The sequence below is a fragment of the Treponema sp. Marseille-Q3903 genome (assembly GCF_014334335.1).
GTDB lineage: Bacteria > Spirochaetota > Spirochaetia > Treponematales > Treponemataceae > Treponema_D.
The window spans coordinates 403,228-428,704 of the sequence record NZ_JACSEU010000001.1 but is presented as its reverse complement, the minus strand read 5'-3'; the positions used below and the strand labels follow the sequence as shown (position 1 = coordinate 428,704).

General features: G+C 39.0%; 25 protein-coding genes. 2 read left to right on the top strand and 23 right to left on the bottom strand.

Translation table 11 applies throughout. The features are described 5' to 3' along the window. Window positions 1–47 precede the first annotated feature (47 nt). From H9I37_RS01930 to H9I37_RS01860, 15 genes are all read right to left on the bottom strand, one after another. Window positions 48–848: a TIGR02757 family protein gene (locus H9I37_RS01930; protein WP_187380809.1), complete on the bottom strand. Its 801-nt coding sequence runs from the start codon at window positions 846–848 to the stop codon at window positions 48–50. Next, a complete protein-coding gene (locus H9I37_RS01925) occupies window positions 849–2,330 on the bottom strand; it encodes a DUF1846 domain-containing protein (protein WP_187380808.1) in 1,482 nt (493 codons plus the stop codon). A 133-nt stretch (window positions 2,331–2,463) separates the two neighbouring features. Beyond that, window positions 2,464–3,732: a beta-ketoacyl-ACP synthase gene (locus H9I37_RS01920; RefSeq protein ID WP_187380807.1), complete on the bottom strand. Its 1,269-nt coding sequence runs from the start codon at window positions 3,730–3,732 to the stop codon at window positions 2,464–2,466. Between the two features lie 78 nt (window positions 3,733–3,810). Next, the gene (gene fabG / locus H9I37_RS01915) at window positions 3,811–4,563 is read right to left on the bottom strand and encodes a 3-oxoacyl-ACP reductase FabG (protein ID WP_187380806.1); all 753 of its coding nucleotides are present in this window, start codon (window positions 4,561–4,563) and stop codon (window positions 3,811–3,813) included. Between the two features lie 62 nt (window positions 4,564–4,625). Continuing rightward, on the bottom strand, window positions 4,626–5,111 hold the full coding sequence (locus H9I37_RS01910; protein ID WP_187380805.1) for a hotdog family protein: 486 nt from the start codon (window positions 5,109–5,111) through the stop codon (window positions 4,626–4,628). An 8-nt stretch (window positions 5,112–5,119) separates the two neighbouring features. After that, a complete protein-coding gene (locus H9I37_RS01905; RefSeq protein WP_187380804.1) occupies window positions 5,120–6,292 on the bottom strand; it encodes a beta-ketoacyl synthase N-terminal-like domain-containing protein in 1,173 nt (390 codons plus the stop codon). Window positions 6,293–6,346: 54 nt separating this feature from the next. Next, window positions 6,347–6,931 carry a DUF3261 domain-containing protein gene (locus H9I37_RS01900; RefSeq protein WP_187380803.1) on the bottom strand — a complete coding sequence of 195 codons (585 nt, stop codon included), beginning with the start codon at window positions 6,929–6,931 and terminating at the stop codon, window positions 6,347–6,349. Between the two features lie 52 nt (window positions 6,932–6,983). Continuing rightward, window positions 6,984–9,395 (bottom strand): MMPL family transporter, encoded by a 2,412-nt coding sequence (locus H9I37_RS01895; RefSeq protein WP_187380802.1) that lies wholly within the window; start codon window positions 9,393–9,395, stop codon window positions 6,984–6,986. Beyond that, entirely contained in the window at window positions 9,388–10,002 is a 615-nt protein-coding gene (locus tag H9I37_RS01890) for a LolA family protein (RefSeq protein WP_187380801.1), read from the bottom strand. The genes H9I37_RS01895 and H9I37_RS01890 overlap by 8 nt, the downstream gene beginning before the upstream one ends. An 11-nt stretch (window positions 10,003–10,013) precedes the next feature. Then, the gene (locus H9I37_RS01885; protein ID WP_187380800.1) at window positions 10,014–10,961 is read right to left on the bottom strand and encodes a lysophospholipid acyltransferase family protein; all 948 of its coding nucleotides are present in this window, start codon (window positions 10,959–10,961) and stop codon (window positions 10,014–10,016) included. 17 nt (window positions 10,962–10,978) lie between these two features. Next, a complete protein-coding gene (locus H9I37_RS01880; RefSeq protein WP_187380799.1) occupies window positions 10,979–11,731 on the bottom strand; it encodes a glycosyltransferase family 2 protein in 753 nt (250 codons plus the stop codon). After that, window positions 11,728–12,105: an ApeI family dehydratase gene (locus H9I37_RS01875; RefSeq protein ID WP_187380798.1), complete on the bottom strand. Its 378-nt coding sequence runs from the start codon at window positions 12,103–12,105 to the stop codon at window positions 11,728–11,730. Before H9I37_RS01875 ends, H9I37_RS01880 begins: the two co-directional genes overlap by 4 nt. After that, entirely contained in the window at window positions 12,102–14,093 is a 1,992-nt protein-coding gene (locus H9I37_RS01870) for an AMP-binding protein (protein ID WP_187380797.1), read from the bottom strand. Before H9I37_RS01870 ends, H9I37_RS01875 begins: the two co-directional genes overlap by 4 nt. 17 nt (window positions 14,094–14,110) lie before the next feature. Continuing rightward, window positions 14,111–14,362 carry an acyl carrier protein gene (locus H9I37_RS01865; RefSeq protein WP_187380796.1) on the bottom strand — a complete coding sequence of 84 codons (252 nt, stop codon included), beginning with the start codon at window positions 14,360–14,362 and terminating at the stop codon, window positions 14,111–14,113. Window positions 14,363–14,377: 15 nt separating this feature from the next. Next, complete coding sequence (locus H9I37_RS01860; RefSeq protein WP_187380795.1) at window positions 14,378–14,635, bottom strand: phosphopantetheine-binding protein; 258 nt, start codon at window positions 14,633–14,635, stop codon at window positions 14,378–14,380. A 145-nt stretch (window positions 14,636–14,780) separates the two neighbouring features. On the opposite strand from H9I37_RS01860, the gene H9I37_RS01855 reads away from it, so the two are divergent. Further along, complete coding sequence (locus H9I37_RS01855) at window positions 14,781–15,476, top strand: beta-ketoacyl synthase chain length factor (RefSeq protein WP_187380794.1); 696 nt, start codon at window positions 14,781–14,783, stop codon at window positions 15,474–15,476. 9 nt (window positions 15,477–15,485) lie between these two features. After that, entirely contained in the window at window positions 15,486–16,340 is an 855-nt protein-coding gene (locus tag H9I37_RS01850; RefSeq protein ID WP_187380793.1) for a lysophospholipid acyltransferase family protein, read from the top strand. An 18-nt stretch (window positions 16,341–16,358) separates the two neighbouring features. Here H9I37_RS01850 and H9I37_RS01845 read toward each other — a convergent pair whose 3' ends face one another. The 8 genes from H9I37_RS01845 to H9I37_RS01810 all read right to left on the bottom strand — a co-directional run bounded on the left by H9I37_RS01845 (window position 16,359) and on the right by H9I37_RS01810 (window position 25,449). Continuing rightward, complete coding sequence (locus H9I37_RS01845) at window positions 16,359–17,693, bottom strand: MATE family efflux transporter (protein ID WP_187380792.1); 1,335 nt, start codon at window positions 17,691–17,693, stop codon at window positions 16,359–16,361. 118 nt (window positions 17,694–17,811) lie between these two features. Continuing rightward, a complete protein-coding gene (locus tag H9I37_RS01840; protein ID WP_187380791.1) occupies window positions 17,812–18,789 on the bottom strand; it encodes a carbohydrate kinase family protein in 978 nt (325 codons plus the stop codon). Window position 18,790: 1 nt separating this feature from the next. Beyond that, window positions 18,791–20,293, bottom strand: coding sequence for a glycoside hydrolase family 32 protein (locus H9I37_RS01835; protein WP_187380790.1), 1,503 nt, complete (start codon window positions 20,291–20,293; stop codon window positions 18,791–18,793). Between the two features lie 4 nt (window positions 20,294–20,297). Continuing rightward, complete coding sequence (locus tag H9I37_RS01830) at window positions 20,298–21,143, bottom strand: carbohydrate ABC transporter permease (protein WP_187380789.1); 846 nt, start codon at window positions 21,141–21,143, stop codon at window positions 20,298–20,300. Window positions 21,144–21,153: 10 nt separating this feature from the next. Further along, window positions 21,154–22,074 carry a carbohydrate ABC transporter permease gene (locus H9I37_RS01825; protein WP_187380788.1) on the bottom strand — a complete coding sequence of 307 codons (921 nt, stop codon included), beginning with the start codon at window positions 22,072–22,074 and terminating at the stop codon, window positions 21,154–21,156. A gap of 76 nt (window positions 22,075–22,150) precedes the next feature. Next, a complete protein-coding gene (locus H9I37_RS01820) occupies window positions 22,151–23,446 on the bottom strand; it encodes a sugar ABC transporter substrate-binding protein (RefSeq protein WP_187380787.1) in 1,296 nt (431 codons plus the stop codon). A gap of 45 nt (window positions 23,447–23,491) precedes the next feature. Next, window positions 23,492–24,502: a LacI family DNA-binding transcriptional regulator gene (locus tag H9I37_RS01815; protein WP_187380786.1), complete on the bottom strand. Its 1,011-nt coding sequence runs from the start codon at window positions 24,500–24,502 to the stop codon at window positions 23,492–23,494. A gap of 110 nt (window positions 24,503–24,612) precedes the next feature. Then, window positions 24,613–25,449 carry an alpha/beta hydrolase gene (locus H9I37_RS01810; protein ID WP_187380785.1) on the bottom strand — a complete coding sequence of 279 codons (837 nt, stop codon included), beginning with the start codon at window positions 25,447–25,449 and terminating at the stop codon, window positions 24,613–24,615. Window positions 25,450–25,477 lie beyond the last annotated feature (28 nt).

Sequence of the window (25,477 nt, the reverse complement as noted above, 5' to 3'; positions counted from 1 at the left end):
TGTGTCTCCTTAATTAAGCCGTATACTAACGGTTTCAAATATTTTTGTCAAACTTTTTCATCGACTCCGAGCCCGAACAGAGAGTAGTCTGCGCGGCAAGGATCTTTTGGGAATGCGATGCGCAGTTTTTCGGTCAATTTTTCTGCGGTTTTTCGGCTTGCATTTACGCCATGCGACAAAAGCCCTAACTTTACAGCTTCCTGCATCACGTGAACATCAAGAGGTATCAACAACTCGGCAGGATTTGCCCACTTCCATAGCCCAAGGTCAACAGGAGAATTCATACGTACCATCCAGCGAAGATACATGTGAATGCGCTTGTTGGCACTCGAGCGACCCTTTGGGACTATCGCTGATTTTGGAAACAGAGAAGAAAGAGCGTCCGCAACATTAAAAGGTTTTTTCTCGCTTAAATTGCAGTTCAAAAAATCCAATTGTTGTCTGACAGCTTCTCCTAAAGAAACATATTTTGTTACAATTTCTCCCAATTCACTAAACAAATCGCGCATATCATCGTAGGAATAAAAACGATAAAACTTTTTTTTGCCGGTGCCAAAATTGGGAGAATTCGATTTGAGCCATTCAATAAAAACTTGCCCTTTTGATAGAGCCGGATCTGTCGGCATTTCCTGTGACATCTGCAAAATCTGCTTTATTTTTGGAATAAACTGTTTACGATTTCCAAAAGCGAGCATTGCAGCGATAAAAGAAGCGCATTCTACAGCTGTAACACCATCATTTTTTATATCAAACCAGCGCAGAAATTGAGACGGATCGGAATCTGGAAATGAGGTATTTTCGTATTTGTCTGCGAGTTCAATCAGATGTAGTTTTAATTCTTCTGTCATTTAGCCAATCAAAGGTTTTTGCTTTTTGCTTATCGGTTCACAAGTAAGGTCTATGCCGAGTTTTTTGAAAATTTTTCTGTCGACTTCACTTAGCATAACTGTCGTATGAACTTGACATCCTTTTAAGTTTGGAAACTGTTCAATTGCGCGGCGGCAGTTCTCGTCGTCTTTAGAAAGCATCGCAAGGGCAACAAGAACCTCATCAGTGTGAAGACGAGGATTTTTTCCTGCTAGATAAGTGACTTTCATCTTTTGAATAGGTTCTATCATCTCTTTTGGAATCAGCTTCAACTTGTGATCAATTCCAGCAAGATATTTATTTGCATTTAACAAAAGAGCTGCACTTGTTCCAAGCAAATCCGAAGTTTCCGAAGTGATTATTGTTCCGTCTGCAAGCTCTATCGCAGCTGAAGGCACTTTAGATTTTGCGGCACGTTCTTTTGCCGCAACAGTAACTCTTCGGTCATCTGTAGTGATATTCGCCTGCTTCATCAAAAGTTCAATTTTGCTGACTTCGCTTTCGGAAGCATTTCCTTGTACAAGATTATTCAAAGTTGTGTAATATCGGCGGATGATTTCCTGCTTACTTGCTTCGCAGCAAACTTCATCATCGTAAATACAAAAACCTGCCATATTTACACCCATGTCTGTCGGCGATTTATATGGATTCTTTCCGTAAATTCCTTTAAAAATAGCATCGAGAACAGGGAAAATTTCTATATCGCGGTTGTAATTGACAGTTGTTTCTCCATACGCTTCAAGGTGAAACGGATCTATCATGTTTACATCGTTCAAATCGGCTGTTGCGGCTTCGTATGCAAGGTTGACAGGATGTTTTAGAGGAAGATTCCAGATTGGGAATGTTTCAAACTTAGCGTATCCGGCTTTAATTCCTTTTTTGTTTTCCTGATACAGTTGGCTTAGACAAACAGCCATTTTTCCGCTTCCAGGACCTGGTGCCGTAACTACTACGAGAGGTCTTGTCGTTTCGACATAATCATTTTTTCCATATCCTTCATCGCTGTCGATAAGCGCAACATTAGACGGATAACCCGGAATTGTATAATGATAGTAAGTCTTGATATTCATTTTTTTGAGTTTATTGCGGAATATCTTTGCAGCTTCCTGACCTGAGTAGTGAGTGATGACAACGCTACCTACCATAAGCCCACGGCTTCTGAATTCATCGCGAAGCCGCAGAACATCTTTATCATAAGTGATTCCAAGGTCTCCGCGCACTTTGTTTTTTTCAATGTCGACTGCGCTGATTACAATGATAATCTCTGCCATGTCTGCAAGCTGCATGAGCATCTGTAATTTGCTGTCAGGATGAAAGCCCGGCAAAACTCTGGCTGCATGGTAGTCGTCAAAAAGTTTTCCACCGAATTCCAGATAGAGTTTATCGCCGAAGGAAACAATTCTCTCTTTTATGTGCTCTGATTGAATTTTCAGATATTTTTCATTATCAAATCCGCATTTCATACGGGATTAAATTATAATATCTTTCTGTTTTTTTAACAACTTCTGCTAAAAAATAGATTGACGAAAAACATTGGCACATCTGCTAAAAATTGTCCTGTGAAAATAAAAATGCAAATTCGTGTGACTCTTTTATTTACTGCTCATGCCATTTCTTAAAAATCAAAGATGTGTTCACGCCGCCAAAAGCGAAGTTGTTTGACATGACATATTCGCAATCAATTTTACGACCTTCGTCTCTTATATAATCCAAATGTCCGCATTCCGGGTCAACATTGTGCAAATTCAAGTTCGGATGGAACCATGATTCGTTCATCATGTTGATTGTAAGCCAAGCCTCTACAGCGCCACATGCACCGAGAATATGCCCGATGTAACTTTTTGTCGTAGAAATAGGAATTACTCGATTGAAAACTTTATAAACAGCCTGAGTTTCCGTTATATCTCCGTGAGGGGTTCCTGTTCCGTGAGCGTTTACATAAGCGATCTGCTCTTTTGAAATGCCTGCATCTGCAATTGCCATTTCAAGACAACGAGCCTGAGTTTCTTCATTAGGAGAAGTGATATGTGAACCATCGGAATTTGTAGCAAAACCGGCAATCTCTGCGTAGATTTTTGCACCGCGCTTAACTGCGTGTTCCAAATCTTCCAAAATAAGTGTTCCGGCACCTTCTCCAATTACAAGTCCATCGCGGTCTTTATCAAAGCACTTTGGAGTTTCACCAGGTGTTTTGTTCATAACAGAAGTTGCTCCAAGCGTGTCAAAAATTGCTGCATCTGGAGCCGAGAGTTCTTCAGCACCGCCTGCAATCATCATTTCCTGACGTCCGTCTTCAATCGCTTCATACGCATATCCGATTGACTGAGAACCTGATGTACAAGCGGTATCAGTGATGATTACACGACCGCGAATCTGCCAATAAACGCTCATGTTACATGCGTTTGTCTGCGGCATTGCTTTTATGTAAGTTTGGCTGTTCAGATGAGAGGAGTCACCTGTCTCAACCATTTTTGCGAGGTCTCCGATAGCATCCATGCTTCCCATGCAAGTTCCGTATGCAATACCTGTGAGCCCGTTTTTAAGTTCTTCTACAACATCTTCGCCGTCTTCTGTCAGACAGCCTGCCATTTTCAAGGCATCTGTTGTAGCCAAAAGTCCAAGCATCGCGACTCTGCCCATACCCCGTATTTTTTTTCGTGGAAAAGAAGGGAGCGGTTCATCATAAGGGCACGCCAAACGGGTATTCATTTTAGTATAGCGTTCCCATTCCGGCATATATCGTATTTTGTTTTTATATGATTTAAGATTTTTGAATGCCGTGTCCCAATCGCGACCAAGTGCGCTTACCATTCCGCCGCCTGTAACAACAACACGGCGTTTCCCATTAGGTTTAGTAAATTCCATAATATTTATCCTCAAACCAATTTTTTGAAATTTATGTTCAGATTAAAACGCTCCGCACATTACCGTGTGTTTTTTTGATTACATTCCGCCATCTATTTCAATAACTTGACGAGTGATATACGCAGCGCCTTCAGAAAGCAGAAAAACGACTGCCGCAGCGATTTCTTCAGGTTTTCCTGCGCGGCCCATCGGAATTGCTTTCATAATCATTTCGTAAGCTTCAGGGATGATTGCTTTTGTCATATCAGTGTCTATTACGCCCGGAGCAATTGCATTACATGTGATTCCGCGTCCTGCAAGTTCAACAGCAAGTGCTTTTGTAGCACCGATGATACCGGCCTTTGAAGCACTGTAATTTGTCTGTCCTCTGTTTCCGTCTACACCGCTTACAGAAGACACTGTGATGATACGACCACCTCGTTTGTTTTTGCGGCTTGCCATCGGCATTAAAAGCGGATTGATTACGTTGTAAAAGCTATCGAGATTTGTGTGGATAACCTTATCCCAATCTTCACCGCTCATTGCGACAAATGCATTGTCACGTGTAACACCGGCGTTGTTCACAATTCCCCATAGTGCGCCATAATTTTTTGCCATTTCGGAGAGTTTTGCTTTACAATCTTCGCGGTTTGAAACATCGAATTGAATGATTTCACCGCTGCCGCCATTTGCTTTTATCTGTGCAAAAGTTTCTTCGGCGTTTGCCTTATTTCCATTGTAATGGCAAATTACATAATATCCGGCTTTTCCGGCTTCAACTGCAATTGCGCGACCGATGCCGCCGCTTGCTCCTGTTACCAATACTTTTTTGTCTGCATTTTGATTTTCCATTTTATTCTCCTTGCTTCATGAAAGATTCACACTGCCGTATGTTCATCCAATAATCTTTTTTATCAATCTCCAAATAATGCGTGCGCATCTTCTGTTTCCATAACTGACACTTTCGTTGTCACAACAGGAGCCGCATCTCCTTTATTTGCATATAGTTCACAGATATATCTGTATATGTGATTTTCCTCATCTCTAAAATCTTCAACTGTCTTCATCTGAATTGTTGTGTTGTTTTTGAGATAACCGACGCTTGCATTGAATTCCATTACAGAAAGTATAAAGCCTGGTAGCGGCGAGATTCTTTTTATTGTGTTTGTGATTCCCGTCAGTGCAGAAACTCCCTGCGCCATAAATTCAAAACCTGCCCAAGTTGGAACTCCGTCAAATTCCGATTCATAGAAAATACAATCTTCTGTGATATCATATTCACATGTAATTGTGTGTTTTTCAATATCATGCTGAGTGACACGTGATAGCAAAAACATCTTCCCTTTGTGAGGCAAGTAATTTATCAGCTCGTCGCGCTCAATATGCTGTTGAATTTCCATAAAAACCCCTATCTGATTCCAATCGCAAGGCAGGCATTTGCCCCGCCAAAAGCAAACGAATTCGAAAGACAAATTTTAATCTTCTTATTTGCTGAATAGTTTTTTTCTACGATGTTGAGATTCGGAAGCTCAGGATCATATTCTTTATCCCACACATGCACAGGTAATGCTACATTATTTATCGCTTTATAGCAAATAGCCGCCTCTACAGCAGCCGCAGCGCCGAGCGTATGTCCCGTCACCGGTTTTGTTGAGCTCACAGGAACCTTATAATCGCCAAATATTTTATCGATTGCAATAGATTCCATGCTATCGTTCAACTTTGTTCCTGTCCCGTGCATATTTATATAATCAACATCTTTCGGAGATATTTTTGCGCTTTCAATCGCACGTCTGATTGCTTTTATAGCTCCTTCACCGCTTGGGTCGGGAGAAGTCATGTGATATGCATCGGAACTCTCTCCCCAACCGAGCAATTGAATATTGTCATCTGGGCGAATAGGTTCTTTTGTCAAAATAAAAAATGATGCACCTTCGCCAAGAGTGATCCCGTGCCTGTTTTTACTCAAAGGGTTTGTAATTTCAGGAGAAACGGCTTCAAGGGCATTAAAACCTACAAGGACAGTATCGGAAGAGGCATCTACTCCGCCGACTACTACAGCGTCAACAAGCCCCGCAAGGATGAGCTCCGCCCCTTTGATAATTGCACCGGCACTTGAAGAACATGCCGTGCTGAACGTATTTGCAGGACCTTTCAGACCATATCTGGCTGCAATGTATTTTGCAACATAACTTGCGCTTTGAACTTCGAGAGTAAAATCTTCAGGGAATTTTTGAGTTTCGAGGTACACTCTGTCAGCGGAGATTGATTGCTCTTCGCCGTTGTCGCACGAACCTATACATACGGCTACACGTTCTGAACCGTATTTAGATTTTACAATTTCAATATCATCAGAAACCTGATTCAATGCACCTTGCTCAATCTGCAAAATTCGAGAGTTGTTTTCAGATGCACTCTTCAATTTTTCTTCATCTATTTTCGCTGCAAAAAAATCAACTCCGTTACATGCTTTCACTCTTTTTATCACGCTCTGATTGCCGGCAACGACAGAATCCCATAATTCATCGATTGTAACACCGGCAGCTGTCATTACGCCGGGCTTTGAAATATAAATATTCATACTAAGTAAACCTTATCTTACTGAATTCCTTCATTTTTGAAAACCACGCACAGCTTATTCTTCAATTTCTGTAATGTGATATATATATCCCCTCAAAAAATTTTCAATTGTCACATTGTTTTTGCTTATTGTTATCTGTTCTACAACGTCTTTTCCGCTGATTATTTTTCTTATCTTTCCATTTTCGCTGAGCTCTTCTTCAAATAATATGCCGGATTTTTCGTAATTTTTTTTCAAACTGTCAGATGTGTAATAAGCGTTTTGGATGTCTGCAATTATGTATTCAGGTTTTATCTTGCCAAAAATCATCCCAGATGAAAAGCTCGCAGTATCACCATCGTATTCAAGGCTGCCCAAATCCGTTCCCATCGCACTGATAAGAGAAAGCTGAAGAGCTTTTTTGTCGGCATGAAAATATGCTAAAAACGAAAAACTTTGTCCTCCAAATTCTCCAAAAATCTGTTGCATAGAATCTTTTGTACACTCTATATTTTCCGTTGAAAGAAGCTGAATTGATTTAGAATTTGTCACATAGACAGGGTTCAGCGCCGAAGTCAAGTTTTTTGATGTCTGACAGGCGGAAAAATACAAAATGATAAAAACTGATAGTGGCAGAAAATTCTTTATATATTTTTTCATCGAAACCTCTCTTTAGAAAACATTTAAATATAAAACACTGCAAAAAAATCTTTCATCTATAGTCCTGTGCAGACCCGTTATCTCTAGCATAAAAGAAAGAACTCAAATAAGCAGTTGTCAAACCGATAAAAATCGACAGTCCAATAAGACGCACAGGCTGAAACGAACTCAAAGCAAGCGCCCCGAACGAAATCCCAGTCGTGACAAATGAAAGCATAGTCGCAAATGGTTCAAGGATTTTTTCTTTTTCTATAGATTTTTCATTTTCTATCATATAAATTATGTAATCAAGCCCAAGCCCAAAAACAAGAATCAAGCCAGTCACCGAAAAGAATTCCAGATTGATTTTTGCAATTCCAAACACAGCGACAGTTACTAGGACAATTAAAAGCGGCACGGAAATTATCTTCAAAGATTGTTTCCATGAATAAAAAAAACGAAGCATTATCAACATCAAAATATAAGCTGCAACAAAGAATTTAATGACCATCACAGTGAGTTTATCGAGGTCTCGGCTCACATCTGCCGATTTGCTTACAAAGTGTACGTCTTCAAAACCGTCCGCAATCGAGCGAAAAAATTCATAATCTTCAACGCTGTTTGGCAAAAGAACCGAATAATACTTTCCTTCGACTTCTCCAATCCATACAGAAGAGATTGAAGAAGTTATAAATTCAGGAACGTTGCCGGCAGCAAAGGAAATGAAGTCACCTGCACTTTGTTCAAAATCAGCTTTCAATTTTTCGGTAAACTTCTTTTCATAGCCAAGCGATTGCAACTGATGAGCGGCGAGTTTCAGCAGTTTTTCTGATGCATATCGAGATTTTTTTTGCTGTTCGATAGATGGAATAAAAAGAGAAGTGCTCATGTAGCCTGCTTTGCCGGAAGTTTTTTCTTCAAAAGCATGACGAAAGTTCTCTTCATTTTCGAGAGCTTGTTGCTCTGTTTCTCCTCCAACGATGTACCAGCCTGACGGATTATATTTGATAATTTTACCGGCGGTTATCTCGTCGTCAAGGAGTTTTCCCTGCATTTTATATAGCGATAAAATATTGTTTTTGATGCGGATATTCCCATGAAATACGATGATTGATGCAATAGAAAAAACAAAAAGCGCTGTGATTGTAATTCTGCCGACTGTTTTATTCTGCGCTCTATCTACAAAAAATCTGAATTTGTCTGCAAGAGGGAGTTTTCGTTCACCGGCAGGTGTTTTTATTTTAGGATAAATTGCAATCGTTGTGAGGAATGAACTCAAAAGCCCTGTCAAGCAAAAAAGTGACATCTGTTTGAGAATTGCAAACGGAGCGAACAAAAGCACCGCAAAACATATCCCTGTTGAACAAATTGCCATGCTGAGCTCAGGCAAGAGCTTTGCCCTGATATCGGAACCTGTTTTTAGAGAGAGGCTGCCTGCCCAGTGAATAAAATAGTGGAGGCTGTAATCTATGCACGAACCTATCAGAGAAGTTCCGAATACCAAAGTGATTATGTGCATCTCTCGAAAGACGGAAATAGTCGCAAGAAACGCCGCCACAATTGAAATCAAAATTGAGCCTGCTGAGAAAATGACAGGTTTCGGACTTTTGAAAACTAAAATTAAAATCGCAATTACGGCGAGCATAGAAATAGTTGCGATTATTGAGATTTCGCGCGCAGCGGCATTTGAGCTTTGACTGCTGTGATAAGGGACGCCAGAATATATAAAATGAGTTTTTTCTCTAGAATCGCCGTTTAAGTTTTCAAAGCGCCTGCATGCGGAATAAATCTCGCTGACTCCATTTTTTTTACTTGCAAGAGCGCTCCCCTTTTTACTCAAGACGGCACGAATCATGATGTACCATTCCCCTTCGTATTGAGAAGCGAGCACTCCATCAACAAGAGACATTGCCGTCCCCGATTTTTGCACGGAAGAAAGATATGAAGAAAAATTGTGTTCTGCAAGCAAAAAAGGGTCTAGCTCAAGGTTGTCCAATGGAAGCATTGTAAAGCCACTGTATGCTTTTGAAAGAGCTCCAAGTGCAAAAGAATCGCCGCCATCAGAGTTGATTGAATCTATTGTTTTTTGATCGAGCATATTCCAGCGGTACTTAAACAAAAAATCTGTTATATCTGAGATAAAAGCCATATCGTTATACAACGAAACAGATTCAAAATTTTCGCTGGAATTGAGCTCTTCGAAAATATTCTCGGCAACATTTTTTGCAGACTGAAAATCACGGTTCGCTACAAGTATAAAAACGTTCCGGCTTGTCTTGGAGAGCATTTTTTCATCAGCTTTGCGGACGCTTTCGAGCGACAGAGATTTTGGAATAAGATTAAACAAATCTGTCTCAAGTTTGAGTTTATCGCGAGAAAATGCAAAAACAAGCAAAAAAGCGGCTACAATCCCAAGATGAAAGATAAGCCATAAAGTGAAAAAAAAATTATTTTTGTTTTTTCTCGGATTGGGCAGTTTATTCATCTAAAGTCAGTTCCTTCGGATACCGCTGATTCGAAAATTCGTATACGATTGAATTGTCTGAAGCCTCTAAAATCTCAAGGCGATTCATTGAAACATCATCTTTGCCTTTAGCCTCGCCTGAAAGAACCAATTTTTTCATTGCTGAAGCGATTGTCGAATCTTTTGGAGTAAGTTCAATTCTCCAGCCGTCATCAACGAGGAAAAACTCTGTTTCAAAGTTGTTTTTCAGTTGTTCGCTGTCGCCGGAAAAAACAGAACTCAAAATCGAAGAGATGTTTTTAAAAACTTGATTTTCAGCGCCGTTTATCACGGATTTTCTTCCATCGGCACTTGTTTGAATCATCTGAGTTTTTGTCAGAACGAGTTTTAAGGGAAACGGTTTTAGAGTTTTCCACATGATTCCATCGGGGCAGATTATATAAACGCCTGAAGATTTCAGCTGTCTGCCATTTGAATTGATTTTTTTTGTCTGCGTAAATTCTCCGATTGTATTTGCCCTTTTGGAAAGTCCTGAGCAGATGTCTTCAAAAGAAATAGCAGACAGATTTTGTGCAAAAAATAATGATAAAACAAGAGCACCAAATAATACTGTTTTATTTTTTTTCATTTAAGATTCCTCTAAGATTCTTCATTTTGAAGTTTCCAAAAATTATGGAAGTTATACCACTGATACGGATATAACAGACAAAACTTTTCTAACTTTTCAACAAACTCTTTACAGCACTGATTTATGCGCTCTTCGCGCTCAGCACGCCGGCAATTAAAATCAATCTTTGATTTTTCTACGTAAAGTTTGTAATTTGAATTAAAAATCGAAAATCGCTCTCTAAAACCGAACATGTAATATACGGGTTTCTTCAAAAGCGCAACCATCAAAAATACGCCATAAGGAAACTCTGCATCTTTGCCGAGAAAAGGATATTTTAATATGCGTTCACGAGCATTCGCTGACGGTCTGTCTCCTGTCGAAACTACGAGCGCTCCTTTTTCTATTTCATCTATCAAAAACACCATTGTATCTGGTCCGACAGAATCAGAATCAATCACGTTTACTATGGAATTGGGGTTTATCATTTTAAGCGTATCTGTAAACTGTTTGCCGACTTTTACGTTCATCACAGCGTATACGGGGACATTTGAAATTGCGCGCATCAGCTCCATATTTCCAAAATGAGCGGTAAGTGCAACCGCCCCTTTTCCGCTCTTTAAGTCTTCAAGCATTTCGTTCAGAGAGTCATTTTGAAGTTGAACCCTTGAAGGCTCTACTTTGCCGAGCCAGCCTTCCATTTTTTCAAAAACACTTAAAGAAAACGAGACAATTTGACGGTAAGAACTAATTCTAAAAGGGACTTTTCCGCCTGTAAATTTTCTCAACTGCTTCTGGTATCTGACCGATTCTTTCCTAGCCCTCGATGAAAAAATCAGATAAAAAAAACTTACAGGAAAAACAAGGCAGCGAATAATGAACGATGGGATAAAGTTCATCATCTTCAAAACAAGTAAAAGAGGCTTGTTTGTTTTTATGGCTTCTTTTTCATCAGCCCAATGTAAATCTTCTTCTTTCATAAAAAAAATCCCACAGTTCACCTCTTTAGAGATTTTTTAATTTTTCTAGCTACAAGATGAGGCAAGCGCAAAATCATACCTATACACAGCCGCGCATAAGTCCCCGAAATTCTCAACGTATCTCTAACATATCTGTAATTTGAAATTCCATCTTTTGGATACGAAACTTTTACCGACTCTGAAATTACAGGAACCCCAAACCAGTGCATTCTTACAAGGATATCGATGTCACAACCCATTCTTGAATCTATATACAACGACTTTTTCAGCACTCTCAAATACTGTTCAACAGGATATATCCTAAATCCAATCATCGCATCTTTGATATCTTTTGACATTGTAACAAAATGAATCCAGCCGTTCGCAAACTTTCGTCCGTTTACTCTATTTTTAGGGGCAGACCGTTCATATTCTGGGAATCCGCATATAATTGCTTCAGGATGTTTTTTAGATTTTTCAATAAAGACCCCTGCTCTCTCTGCATCATGCTGACCGTCGGAATCAATCTGAAAAACATGTGTAATTCCCATTTCACTGGCTTTCAAAATACCGTCGGTCATCGCTTTGCCTTTTCCGCCGTTTTTAGCACGTGTGACTAAAGTTATAACATCAGGATATTTTTCTGCAACCTCGTTGATTCGAACTCTATTAATTTCGTCATTTCCGTCATCTACAACAATAATCGGGTAATTATATTTTAGTAAACTCTGAACGACAGATTCAACTGTAGAACCGTGTCTATAGACAGGAATTACAAAACAGAGATTCATCGCTGCTCGTCCAAATATTTAAATGAACCCGAAGAGTAAACTTTACCTTCAGCGTCGGCATCTGCCATTTTAAAAGTGACAGTCTCTTTTGCTGCACTTTTAGCCAACTCCAAGATTATTCTAGTATCCGGTCTGATTGGCGCAGAAAACTTTACCCTTTTGATATTCGGGACATAACGCTGCGTTCCCAAATATTTACGCGAAAACCGTGTGATAACTTCAAACTGAGCTACAGCAGGGAGTAGTTTGTATTGAGGAAAATGCCCATCAAAAAAATCGCTTGTCGAAGGAATCAAAAATTCCAAACAAACGTTATCTTCTTCTCTCGATATCACTTTTTCGTTTTCAATGCTGTGAAAATTAATTTCTTTCATTTTTTTCCTTCAAACATTTCCATAATTTCCAGTTTTTGTTTTTTGCCTTGAACATCTTTTGGGATTTTTTCAACAAAACGCCATTTTTTAGGAATCACAACATTTTCAAAATATTTCATCAAAAAGTCGTGGAAATATCTGTTGATTGCCAATTTTTCCTGATTTTCGAATTTCTTTTTTCCTCCGGCATTTAATACAATTACAGCGGCAAGATACTGGCGAACATTGTTAGAAAGCGCTACAACAGATGCGTCTTCAACAAATCCCGATTCATAAAGCCTGTTTTCAACTTCTGTCATTGAAATTCGCTTTTCTTCAATTTTTACGATTGAATCAGAACGCCCTTTTATAAGGAATTTTCCGTCTTCGCGAATTTCAGCGAGGTCTGCGGTAGAAACACCTTTAGGGTCTTTTATAAACGGAGAGATGACGTGTAAACAGCCGTTTTCATTTACAGAAATTTTGCAACAATCATAAGGCGTAAGCCAAAGTCCGTCTCTGCTCTGCTGTCTGTATGCAACTCCGGAAGTCTCTGTTGAACCATACCCTTCCACCGGACAAAATCCAAAAACTTTTTCCGCTTTTACTGCCAAATCTTCAGAAAGTGCACCACCGCTTGTGGAGATGAATATGTCTTTCATGTCGAGTTTTTCCTCAGTTTCTACCGTTCTTTTAATAAACGCTGGAGTTGAAACCAAAACATAAGAAGTGTCGGTGAGTTTTTCAAATTCTGATGGAAATTCAATCCTGCGGCGGCGGAATGGAACTCCTATCGTAAAAGGAAGGCAGATGCACCAGTAAAGACCGTAAATGTGGTGCTGGCTCACAGTTGTGATAAGTTTGCGTTTGCTGTATTCCTCGCCCCAGATAGAAATTACAGTTTTATTATCTTCTTCAATTTCTTTTAAAGTATGCAAAATCGCTTTCGGCTTTCCTGTGCTGCCTGAAGTATAAAGGTAAATGTGATTTTCAGTTTCGTCGATTGGAGGAGTCGTCCTTATTTCCAACTCTGATGGAGTTTCCGTTTTTTCAAACAAATCAGGAACGAATGCAGTTGCAAGAGCTCCACCGGCAGCCTGGTCTGTAAGAAAAACAGTGTTGTCGTCTAAAATTTCAGAAAGATACGATTCGGAAATAGTCTGCGTTATGTAAACGTTCTTTTTAGACTGAAGGAGAGCTACAAATGTGCAAAGGAAATACCAATTGTCTTCGCAATGCAAAACATAGTCGTTCGCAGACTGTCCTTGTAGATATCTTCTGATTTTTGCACAATCAATCAAAAAATCTTTCCATGTTTTGTAAAGTTTTTCAGACCAAATTCCGTCATAACTCATCACGTAATCATCTTGTCGTGATTTTGAGTTAAATTTTGCAATAGAATATTGCTTCACCATTTTTTTATTCTCCAATTTTCTGATTATAAATTCACCGGCGAATAAAAAGCCCATGAGCACATAAGATATTCCGCCGTTATATAAAGCCCACATCTCTTTAGAGCAAAAGAAAGTCGTATAGCAGGCAACGCTTCCATTAAATATAAAAAAGCAGCACCATATCACAGTGACTTTTCTGCAATATCGTCTGACCTGACTCTCATAAGGGGAGTTCAAAATCGATTTGTCGGCGAGAGTTGCAAACCGGAAAACTATTGAAGGCCCTAAAAACAGAGTGCTTCCAAATACAAAAAGAAAAATTACATTTACAACTACAGGATATAACTTTAAAAAAAGCTCTTTTCCCGTTATAAAACAAAACAACCCCGCAGAGAGAAGAAGCGCAGAACTTAAGAAAGGTTTCCAATCAAGCAGTTCTTTTTTTTCTCCGCTCTTTTTATTTCCTGTAGCACTCAAAAAGAATACGACACCTAAAAATATGATGCACAGCGACAAAATTCTTATATCTACTTTAAAAATCACAAGCAATGTAAATATAAGGATTGGATAAACTGCCGCCATTACATAAAATAAGGCTTTAAGAATTCTTTTCATCAATCTCTTTATCAAGCCTAAGCCATATAAGGGACAAGAGCGTCTACTACATCCTGCAAAGTTTTTACAGTTTTGAAGATTGAAGGATCTACGTTGCCTTTATCTGCCGGCATAAATTCTTTCATCTTCACGATAAGGTCTATAGAATCTATCGAGTCGAGGTCAAGATCGTCTCCGAGAAGCGCATCAGGAGTAATGTCTTTTTCATCGATTTCAAACTCTGAAATAAGAATATTCTTTACCTTATCAAAAATTTCATCTTTAGACATAAAACTCTCCATTTATTATTGCTTGTTTGCCGAAATATATTCAGCTAGTGCATCAATAGATGCAAAATATTTTTTATTATCATCACTTTTAGATGAAAATTTAATTCCGAATTTCTTTTTCAAAGCGACGCCAAGCTCCAATGCGTCAATAGAATCGAGCCCCAAGCCTTCTCCAAACAACGGTTCCGAATCTACAATATCTTCAGGACTCAAATCTTCAATTTCCAGAGAAGAGATAATTATTTCTTTTATCTGTTGTTTTAGATCATCCATAACAGACTTCCTATCAATGTTAATAAATTTTCGTTTATTTTATAAAATAAGCCGACATTGTGCAAGCGTATATCATTTATCAGTATAGGCAACGGAATTTTGCAGCAATCCGTTTATCTTGAAAAATTAGCAAATCTATTATAGATTGAAACCAAAATATATTGACGAAGGTATTATGACATTAAATCTTTCTGATGTAACTGCATGGGCACCGGGACTTGGCGACGATAAAAAGGCATGGCAGGACTGGGCAAACGATACGTGTTCATCAAAAATCGAATTGGCAAATGAATCTCCAAAATTAGAATACACGTCACCTTTGTTCAGGAGGCGTCTCAGCCAGATTACAAAAATGACGATTCACGTTGTCCACGATATCCTTGAAAAAACTCGCATAGATAAAGATACGAAATTAGTTTTTATTTCTTTTCGCGGAGAAATTGTTCGTCAGTTTCAAGTTGCAAAAGATCTTATAGAAAGCGCATCTGTTTTGCCTGCGAGTTTTTCACTTTCTGTCTTTAACACTCCAATCTCTTCGTCGACACTCGCGTTCGGATTAAAAGGCGGTTATTCGGTTATCTTTCCTGCCGACAACGATTTTGCAGAAGCTTTTAAAACAGCCGTCGCACCTGTCCTAGCCGGAACAGAAAAAGAAATCATCCTCGTATATGCAGATGAACTTGTCCCTGAATTCTACGGAGATAAACGCCCTGAAGAAAATATCCCGATGGCGTTTGCGTGCATCGTAAGCTCAGAAAAAAAATCAAATTGTGTAACGTTTGACGACTTTTCAAATGTAAGCAAATCTCCTGTTGAATTCCTCAAATTGCTGTTAAGATAGGATATTTTTATGAAAAAAGAGTTTTACGAACTTTACAATCATGATGATATCCCAAAAATAAAAAATTTTTTTGGATATCATTTGTGTTGCCTTATAAAAGTGCTTTCGATAGTTTTTTTTGGAGTAGGAGCTGTGTTCCTCGCACTTTTTGCATTTCCAGTTATCAGATTGTTTAATTTAAAAAAAAATGAGTTTGGCATTGTAGCGCGTTCATACATCTCGCACACATTCAGAAATTTTTTAGGATTTTTTGATTTTTTGGGAATCTCAAAACTCAACGTAGAAGATAAACAGGCTTATAAAAATATCCACAGCAAAATAATCGTAGCAAATCATCCATCATTGATAGATTTTGTATACATAATGTCACTTGTCCCGAATTCTACATGCATTGTCCGCGGGGGGCTTACAAAAACACCTCTAGCCGGAGTGATCAAACAGGCTTACATCACAAATACATCAAATTTTGACGACATATGTGATGAATGTAAAAAACTCACAGATAAAGGATGCAATGTTATAATATTTCCTGCAGGAACTCGAACGCCGCGACACGGATATGTAAAATATAAGAAAGGGGCTGCTCGAATTGCACTCTATACAGATTGCGACATTCTTCCGTTGTTCATAGGCGGCTCAGACAAATACGGGCTCGGCAAACACGATCCTCTGTGGTCTTACAATCATGTTGAAAGATATTATTTCGATTTCAAAATTCTCCCTGAAATTCCAATTGCAGATTATAAAACATTGCCTGAAGCAATCGCTGCAAAACACCTCACGGATAAAATGGAAGAAGTGATAAAAGCTGCCGGCGATGAATTCAAAAAGACTTGGACAGGCAAAACAATCAACAATTACTAGATAGGCGTGTTTTAAAACTTAATTGAGGCACGCTCTGTATTGCTTTGCAAAATATATGATTTCAGCTGTTGCTGTGATTGCCCACGAAAAAGTGTAAAGCAAAAACAGCGAAGGAATCGTCTGAAAATATGCAAAAATCGTGTAAATCCAGATGATTCTAAACACGCATGAACCGAGCAAAACAAAAACAACAGGAATAAGCGTCTTACCAAGCCCACGGTTTGCGGCAATTGTACAATCCATAAATGCCGAAATCCAGTACGAAAATGCCATTATATGAAGACGACGCATACCGTCTTCAATAACAATTCTGTCGTTTGTAAAAACAGAAAGAAACTGCGGCCCAAAAAACAAAAGGAGAATCCCGGCTATCACTGCAATCACCAATGAATATCCAACTCCAACAAGATAACTTTTTAAGACTCTGTCTTTTTTGCGAGCACCGAAATTTTGACTTATAAAAGTGGCACAGGCAGTGTAAAATCCGCCCATTATATTGTAAACAAGAGCATCGGCTTTATCTGCAACTGTGTTTCCTGCGACCATGTACGCATCAAAGTTGTTGACTCCAGCTTGAATAAACATGTTTGCAAATGAAAAAATACTGTTTTGAAGTCCTGCCGGAATGCCAATCTTTAATATTCTGATTATTTTTTGTGAATGAACCTTTTGGCTAAAGCTGAGTTTGATTCTGCCCGACCCACGAATGACAACTATCATTATCAAAACAGCAGAAACACAAAGACTGACAACGCTAGCAATTCCGACGCCGACTGCGTCAAGGTGGAATACAATCACAAGGAAAAGGTCAAGCGCAACGTTTATTATGCCGGCAATCACAAGAAAAACGACAGGAGTTTTTGTATCTCCGATTGCACTTAAAAGCGCATAACCGTAATTGTATACTGCGAGAGCGGGAAGCCCAATCATATATATTCGGAAGTAAAGGACGGCATCATCGAGCAATTCTGATTTTGTCTTCATCAAGATAAGGACAGGTCTGCTCAAAACGATTCCTGCAATCATCAAAATAATTCCCGAGATAAGACAGACAACAAAAGCAGAGATAACAATTTCGTCTACGTCTTTTTGACTATTTGCCCCGATATAATATGCGACGATAGCGTTTACGCCGTTTGCAATGCCCATAATCATTCCGGTAAAAAACAAAATCAGCATTGATGTAGAGCCGACAGCCCCGAGAGCAAAAGAATTTGCAAAGCGTCCCACAACAGAGATATCGACAATGTTAAAAAGAATCTGGAGAATATTTGAGAAAATAAGCGGAATGCTAAAAATCAGAATATTTTTAAACAACGACCCATCGGTCATCTTTATATAAGCAGATTTCATTTGAGAGAATGATAATGAATTGCGTTATGCATGTATATATGCCGAGGCGGGTTAACTATTACAGTAAATCAAGACGCAAAATTTCCGACCGCATCAACAAACCAAATGACATGAAAACTTAATTTCCAAACTGAATCAGAGCTTCGATTTCAGTTTTGTCAGGCATCACGCACAGAGCTCCTTTTTTTGTAGTTATAAGAGAAGATGCTGAATTTGCAAAAGTCAAAATTTCTCCCAGTCGCTCTTGTGTAAAGGTTTTATACCCATTTTCAAGAATATCATGAAGGACACAAGCGGCAAAAGTATCTCCAGCCCCTGTCGTATCGATTGTTTTTACTTTCATAAACGTTGGTTTTGAAGTATGCAAAGAAACTTCTCCGTCATCAAAAAAGGCTTCACTTCCGAGCTTTCCTTTTGTAACAGTGATCAATGGAATTGAATACTTGGCTCTGATAGCATTTATACCGTCTTCAATATCATTTTTTCCTGTAATAAACTCGAGTTCTTCTTCTGCAATTTTTAAGATGTCACACATTGAAATTCCGTACCAGATTCTTTCTTTTGCTTTTTCCAACGAATCCCACAATGGTTTACGAAGGTTCGGGTCAAAGGAACGCAAAACACCGAATGACTTTGCAGTTTCCAGTGCAAACATCGTAGCCTCGTTTACAGGTTCATTAGTCATTGAGAGTGTTCCGTAATGGAGTATCTTTGAATTTTTAACAGTTTCTACATTCACCTTATCTTTAGCAAAAAAAGCATCTGCTCCTGCCCTGCGGTAAAAAGAAAAATCTCTGTCGCCATCGGGAGAGTTGTGTACAAAAGCAAGAGTCGTGTTGTAATCATCTGACAAAACAAGATTAGAAACATCGATGTTTATAGACGAAACTCGTTTTTTTAACATCTTACCGAACATGTCATTTCCGACTTGTCCTATGAAGGCTGTCCTGTGTCCAAGCTTTGTAAGCATTGCAAGCACATTGCAGGGCGCTCCTCCAGGGTTTGCTTCCATTATCCAGTTGCCTGCTTCACTTGTTCCGTTATGCGTAAAGTCTATCAACAGTTCGCCTAAAGCTGTTACATCATATTTATTCATTTTAACGCTCCTTATTTTTTTTGATATTACAAAAAAAGTACTCCAGAGAATCCGAGCTCTCATTGATAAGTATCAATCCCGATTTTGGATTTGTAAAGAAAAATGCATTTGTAAAAGCCATTCTTCCATCATCAACAAAAACTTCCATTGAGCATGTGTCACAAAGAATTCTTACTTTCATTAAATCATTTTCAGATTTGAGTTTTGCTTTTCTAAAGGATACAGCTCTCGGAGTTCTGCTCGCCGTCCTGTCAAAACTGATGAAATTTTCAGATAGATTGATTTCCAGAACAACATATTCATTTTCAGTGTTTCCTAAAATAAATTTAACTTTTCCGCCGGCTTTGCTGTTTATGCTTAAATCATATTCAAACTGCCTTTGCATTTCGCCCATTTTTTTAGTTGAGAGCGCCATATCCCCTGAACTTAAGATTCCATTTTCATGGTTGCACTTCCATTTTTCAAGTTCTCTTATCGGCAGCTGATAAAGTTGATTATTTTTGTAAGAAAGCTCTCGAGGAATCGTCATCATTCCCGACCACATATAATCTTCGGGAGTGATATAAGACTCCCAAGACTGCATCCACCCTATCATAATTGTACGACCGTCTTTCAGTTTTGTCGTCTCCGGTGCATAAAAATCTATTCCGTAATCGATCTGTGCGGCTGTATATCCGTTTTCGGGACGAGTTTCTCGGGCAAACTTGCAGTTTTTGTAATCCAGACTTCCTGTTATGTATAGACTGTTGTTTCCATTGTGAAAGCCTAAATCATAATTTTCTTTCATCTCCTGCGGAGAGAGAATCAGCATGTCTTTTCCGTCGAGGTTAAGAACGTCAGGGCATTCCCACATTTTGCTGAGTCCATCTTTGCTGGAATCGAGAATCCCTCTGTAAGTCCATTTTCTTGAATTTGAAGACTGAAACAAAATCAAAGCACCATTATCGTCATTTTGTTTTATAACGCAAGCCATATAATAAGTGCCGTCTTTTTTCCATATTTTAGGGTCGCGGAAATGCTCTTTGTTGTATTCAAAAGGGATATCCTTTGCGGTTATGAGCGGCTTATCAGAGATTTTGTTGTAGATAACTCCGTCTCCAATCGCCATACACTGGTTTTGAACTTCGACATTGCCTTTTCCTGAAACGCCCGTATATGCTATAAGGTGTATTCCTTCATCATCGATTGCGGTTCCCGAAAAACAACCTTTACAGTCACCTTCCGTTTCCGGCGCAAGGGCTACGGGCTGCAACTTCCAATTAAGCATATCTTTTGAAGTCACATGCCCCCAATGCATTGGTCCCCATTTTGTCGAATAAGGATGATACTGGAAAAAAAGATGAACTGTATTTTTGAATTGGGAAAACCCGTTCGGGTCGTTACACCAGCCACCAAAAGTTGCAAAATGGAAGACAGGTCGCTGAGCCTGAATCTCAGGTGACTCTTCTATCACTTTCAAAAGTTCATCTTGCTTCTTCTGTGCTAAACTTAAATTTTCATTCATTCGATTATCCTTTTACGGCAGAGGAAATCACAGATTCAACGAAGTACCTCTGGAAACAAATAAATAAAATCAAAACAGGTAAAAGCATCACGACGCTAGCTGCCATAAGCTGATCCCAATAAATATCTCCGCCGGTTCCCGTAAATGACGAAATCGCAACAGACATCGGTCTAACTCTCTGGTCAGTTGTCACTAAAAGCGGCCATAAATACTGGTTCCACATGTCCATTCCCTGAAGGATACAAACTGTGATAAAAGGCGCTTTATTCATTGGAAGATAGACACTTTTGTAAACTTGCCAGAACGAAGCCCCTTCAAGTTCCGCATTTTCAGAAAGCGAGATGGGAACTTCCTTAAAGTAATTGTAGAAAAGATAAATATATAGCGGGCTCGCAGCGAACGGCAAAATCTGAACCGCATAAGTATCTGTAATTCCCCATGTCGACACCTGATACATCAACGGAAGCATGATTGATTCCATTGGAATGATGTAAAGTGAAAGCACAGCGATAAAAATGTACTTTTTAATCTTCAGTTTTCCGCGCTGCAAAGCATATCCTGTCATAGAACAGACAATTGAAGTGAGGATAACTGTCACTGCAAGCACAATCATTGAATTGATAAATGCGCGCCCAAAATTCTGAACAGATTCAAAAAGAATCTCCTGAAAGTTATGCAAAGTCGGCTTTGTCACAACAAATGCTTTAAGACTTCCCATGTCTTTCATAATTTCATAGCGATCGTCTTTCAGTGATGAGATGAACATAAGAAAGATTGGAGTGATGATTATTAATCCCAAAATAAAAAGGAAAACTGTAAAGATTTTTTCTTTTTCTTTACTTCGTACCATTTTAAGCCTCCTAGTCTCTTGCTGCTTCTTCTTTTCCGCGCAGAAGTTTATTCTGAATAAGGAAAATAAAAAGGATAAGAAGGAATAAAATTACAGATGCCGCAGACGCATACCCGATTTTTTGACCTGTAAATCCGCTTTGGTAGATATAGTGAACAAGGGTGTTTGTAGAACCGTTTGGGCCACCTTTAGTCATGATATTTACTTGAGTAAACAGCTTTAATGCCTGAATTGTTGTGATGATTAAAACAAGCGTGTTTGTTTCTTTTAAGCTTGGCCATGTTATATTCCAGAAAACCTGCCGTGAAGTTGCTCCGTCAATGTTTGCAGCTTCGTACAGAAAAGTCGGGATACTCTGCAATGCGCCAAGATAAATAATCATCTGAAAACCGAAAGCCTGCCATGCAGAAAGAATTGTGATGGCTATCAGAGCGCTGTTTTTATTTCCGAGCCAGTCAATTGAATGAGCCTGTCCGAAACTTAAAATCTTAAGAGTCAAGTTTGCAATTCCATCAGGATACTGATAGATAGATTTCCAAATTACAGCAACTATTACCATTGGAGTAATATAAGGAAGGAAAAACAAACTTCGCAAAAAACCTTTTAAGTAGCGAACTTTATTCAGCGCATTTGCCATTAAAAGAGCAAATCCGCACTGCAAAGGAATAACCATAACAGTAAAGAGAATTACATTCTTAAAAGCCTGCCAAAAACTCAAATCCTTAAAAATCTGAATGTAATTTCTAAGTCCGACAAATTTTGCAGAAACAGTCGGATTTGGAATAAGCTTTTGGTTTGTAAGAGAAAGCCCAAATGCAGAAAAGAAAGGAACTGCCATAAAGATAATCAGCAATACACACGCCGGGAGCAGCATGTACAATTCCTGACGGATATTTTTTTCTTTGAGTAAAGAGAAAGGTGTCTTTTCCATTTTATACCTCTGATTCCGGTAAAAAAATGGGCTGTTTAAATACATTCTAAACAGCCCCACCAATTGCGACTAACGATTAATTTTTTCCAAACGGAGGATAACCATTGTTGTCTTTTATATCTTCATCAATTTTTTGAGCTGCCTTGTCGAGTTCGATTTTTATATCAGCTCCGTTCAAAATAGCTTCGAATGCATCAGAGAATGCAAGAGTAATTGTCGGATAAGCAGGATGGTTCGGACGGCTGATTGCATAATTTGACTGCTCGTAAGCGATCCCCATCTTTGCAGGATCCATATAAACTTCGCAGCGCTCTGCAAACTTTTTCAAAGCAGGATAACAAGCATTTGTTTCCTGAATATCGAGGAAAGTTGTATCTGTCATCATGTAGTTTAAAAATTTGCCGGCTTTGTCAGGATTTTTAGAAGTTGCCGAAATTCCCCATATCCATGTAGCGTTCGGAGTGCGAGTTCCTTTACCAAAGTTTGGAAGAGGAACAACAACAACTTCATCACCCATTGAAGCTTCACAAGTCAAATAGTTCCAGTTTCCGTTCCATGCAATTGCTGTCTGGCGTTTATCGTTGTAAAGAGTGTTTTCTCCTGCCGATTTTGGAACAATCCATCCGTTTGTTCCCCATTTCTGGAAGTATTTCAAAACATTTACAGATGCCTCGCTGTTCAAAGTGCCGTCTGCGACCCAAGTGTTGCGGTTTATGATATCTCCACCACCAGATGCAAGACATTCATAAAATGCGTATGTACCCCATTCCGAACCAGCGATATTCCAAGCCCACATTAAATCCAACGGCCATTTTACTTCAGGAAGAGCTGCAAGTTTTGTAAGGATGTCATCAAATTCCGCAGCTGTCCATGAGTCATCTACGCTTTTTGGAATTCTTGCACCAATCTTATTCAAATATGTTTTGTTGCAGTACAAAAGAACTGTTGAGTCAGCATAGCTGATAGCATAAAGCTTTTTATCAACAGGATAAGTACACTGTTCAACATTAGAAGGGGTCATATCGTCGATAATGTCCTGAGAGATGTATGGCTCTACACACTGAATTACTCCCGACCAAGCCAAATTTGCGAGAACGGGACCGTCGATGCTGATAATATCAGGGACATTTTTATTTTTGATAAAACTTGCCAATTTTGATGTATAAGAATCGTGCGGCGTATACAAAAGCTCTACGTTGATTCCTGTTTCTGCCGTAAAACGTTCCGCACAACCTTTAAGTGCCGACTGCTCCAAATCCGAACCCTGGAACATAATGCTGATTGAATTAGATGAAGCTTTTTTATTGCTACATCCTGTAAATACTGAAACTGCAAGAGCTACAGATACAATCACTAACCCTAATTTTTTCATTTAAGTTCTCCTTTTTTAGTTCTCAAAAACTGATTTTGAATCTTTTTAAGATTCCCGTGTTATGATAGAAGGCTGAAGTAAAATATTATCTATGAACGAATTGCCTTCATCATTCTCTTTCATTTTCGCACACAATAAATTAAAACTTTCTTTTGCAATCAAATCCAAAGGTTGATCGATAGAAGTCAACAATGGAAAAGTCATGCCACAAAGCATTGTGTTATCGAAACCTACAATACTAAGCTGCCCGGAAACACCAACATTGTTCCTGTGCGCCGCACTGATTGCCTGAACTGCAAAAAGGTCATTTACGCAGAAAAGTCCTACTTTTGAATCTTTCACATTTTTCTGCACAAAATCGTCCATTATACCGGCAGCTTTATCAAAATCATTAAAGTACCAGTTTTGGTTCCCAAATACCCGGATGTCTTTTTCTTCAACACCATTGGCAAGCAGTTCATCTCTAAAACCAATGAACTTTTCATCTTCTCGTAAACCGAAGAAGAAGAATCGTTTACACTGTTTTTTAATAAGATATTCAGCTGCAAGACGACCACCGGCAAGGTGATCGATTCCAACTGAATTCAAACCTTCAATGTTTCTGGCCATAACAACTACAGGGAATTTTGCAGTTTTTAAAACCGGAATCATCTCAGATTTTACTTTTGTCATACAGATCAACATTCCATCTGCCTGACGGGCCATCATTTTACTAACAATTTCTCTTTCTTTTTTGCTATCTCCGTTGGAGTTAAAAAAAATCATGGAATACCCATTTTTCACACAATTTTCTTCCACTTCCGACAAAAGCCCCGAAAAGAAAGGGTTTTCAATATCCGGCAATATCACTGCGATAAGTCGGGATTTTCCTGCTGCCATGGTTCTTGCAGTTTCGTTAGGACTAAAGCCGGACTGGCGAACCAGCTCCATTACTCTTTCCTTAGTTTTAGCCGAAACCTTATCGCTATTGCTGAATACTCTGGAAACAGTTGCAAGGGATACTCCTGATGCATCTGCCAGTTCCTGCATTGTTGTAATTGATGTAAGCGCTTTCATGCTTATAGTGTAAGCGCTTACATTCTGTCTGTCAAATTTATTTTTGCTTTTTTTGATTTTTTTTACTTTTTCAGCGATATTTGAGGCTAAAAATGAATAAAGACCTAAGGCTAATTCAGAGCTTCAACCCAAGCTTTGAATAAATCCGGCCAAACTGAACATTCGCTTTGAACTCCGGCTCTGAAATTCCCTGCAGTTTCTTCAGTCGCAAGAGAAAGCCCGTGAACTCCGTGTTTAAACACATGATATTCCACCGGGACATTTTGTTCATAACATGAGCGGGCAAAACACAAGCTATTTTCAAGAGGGACACAGTCGTCATCAAACGTATGCCACATATAAACAGGCGGAAGAGTTTTATCAACAAGGGTATCGAGTTTTACATCAGCTTCTGTGTAATCTTTGCTGCACCCGATGACGTTTGTGATTGACCCTTGATGCGCTCTTTTTCCGGTAGTGATAACCGGATAGCAAAGCATAAGTCCGTTCGGCTTTATAGAATCTGCTGTATATGGCAAAAATTTCTGAATTAGAGATTTGTTCCAGTAAACTCCAAGGCTCGCAGCAAGATGGCCGCCGGCAGAAAATCCGCCGACAATCACTTTGTTTTCATCTACATGCCATTCTTTTGCGCGTTCTCTGATATAGTGAACTGCTTCACACAAATCCAAAAGACTTGCAGGAAACTGCATCGGTTTAATGCTGTACCAGAGAATGACTGCGTTGAAACCATAAGAATTCATTTTAATTGCAACAGCTTCTGCTTCCCTGTCGCTCACGATTTCGTATCCTCCGCCCGGGCATATCACGATTGTTGGGCGACGGCGCTGCATATCTATTTCCTGATAGTTGTCGAGGATATATGTTTTGATATACGGAATAAAATTGTTGTTCTTAATTCCTTTTTCTCTGTACTGAACAGGTAACTCTATTTTTTCATGAATCATTTGTTTTATCTCCTATAGAAACACCGCA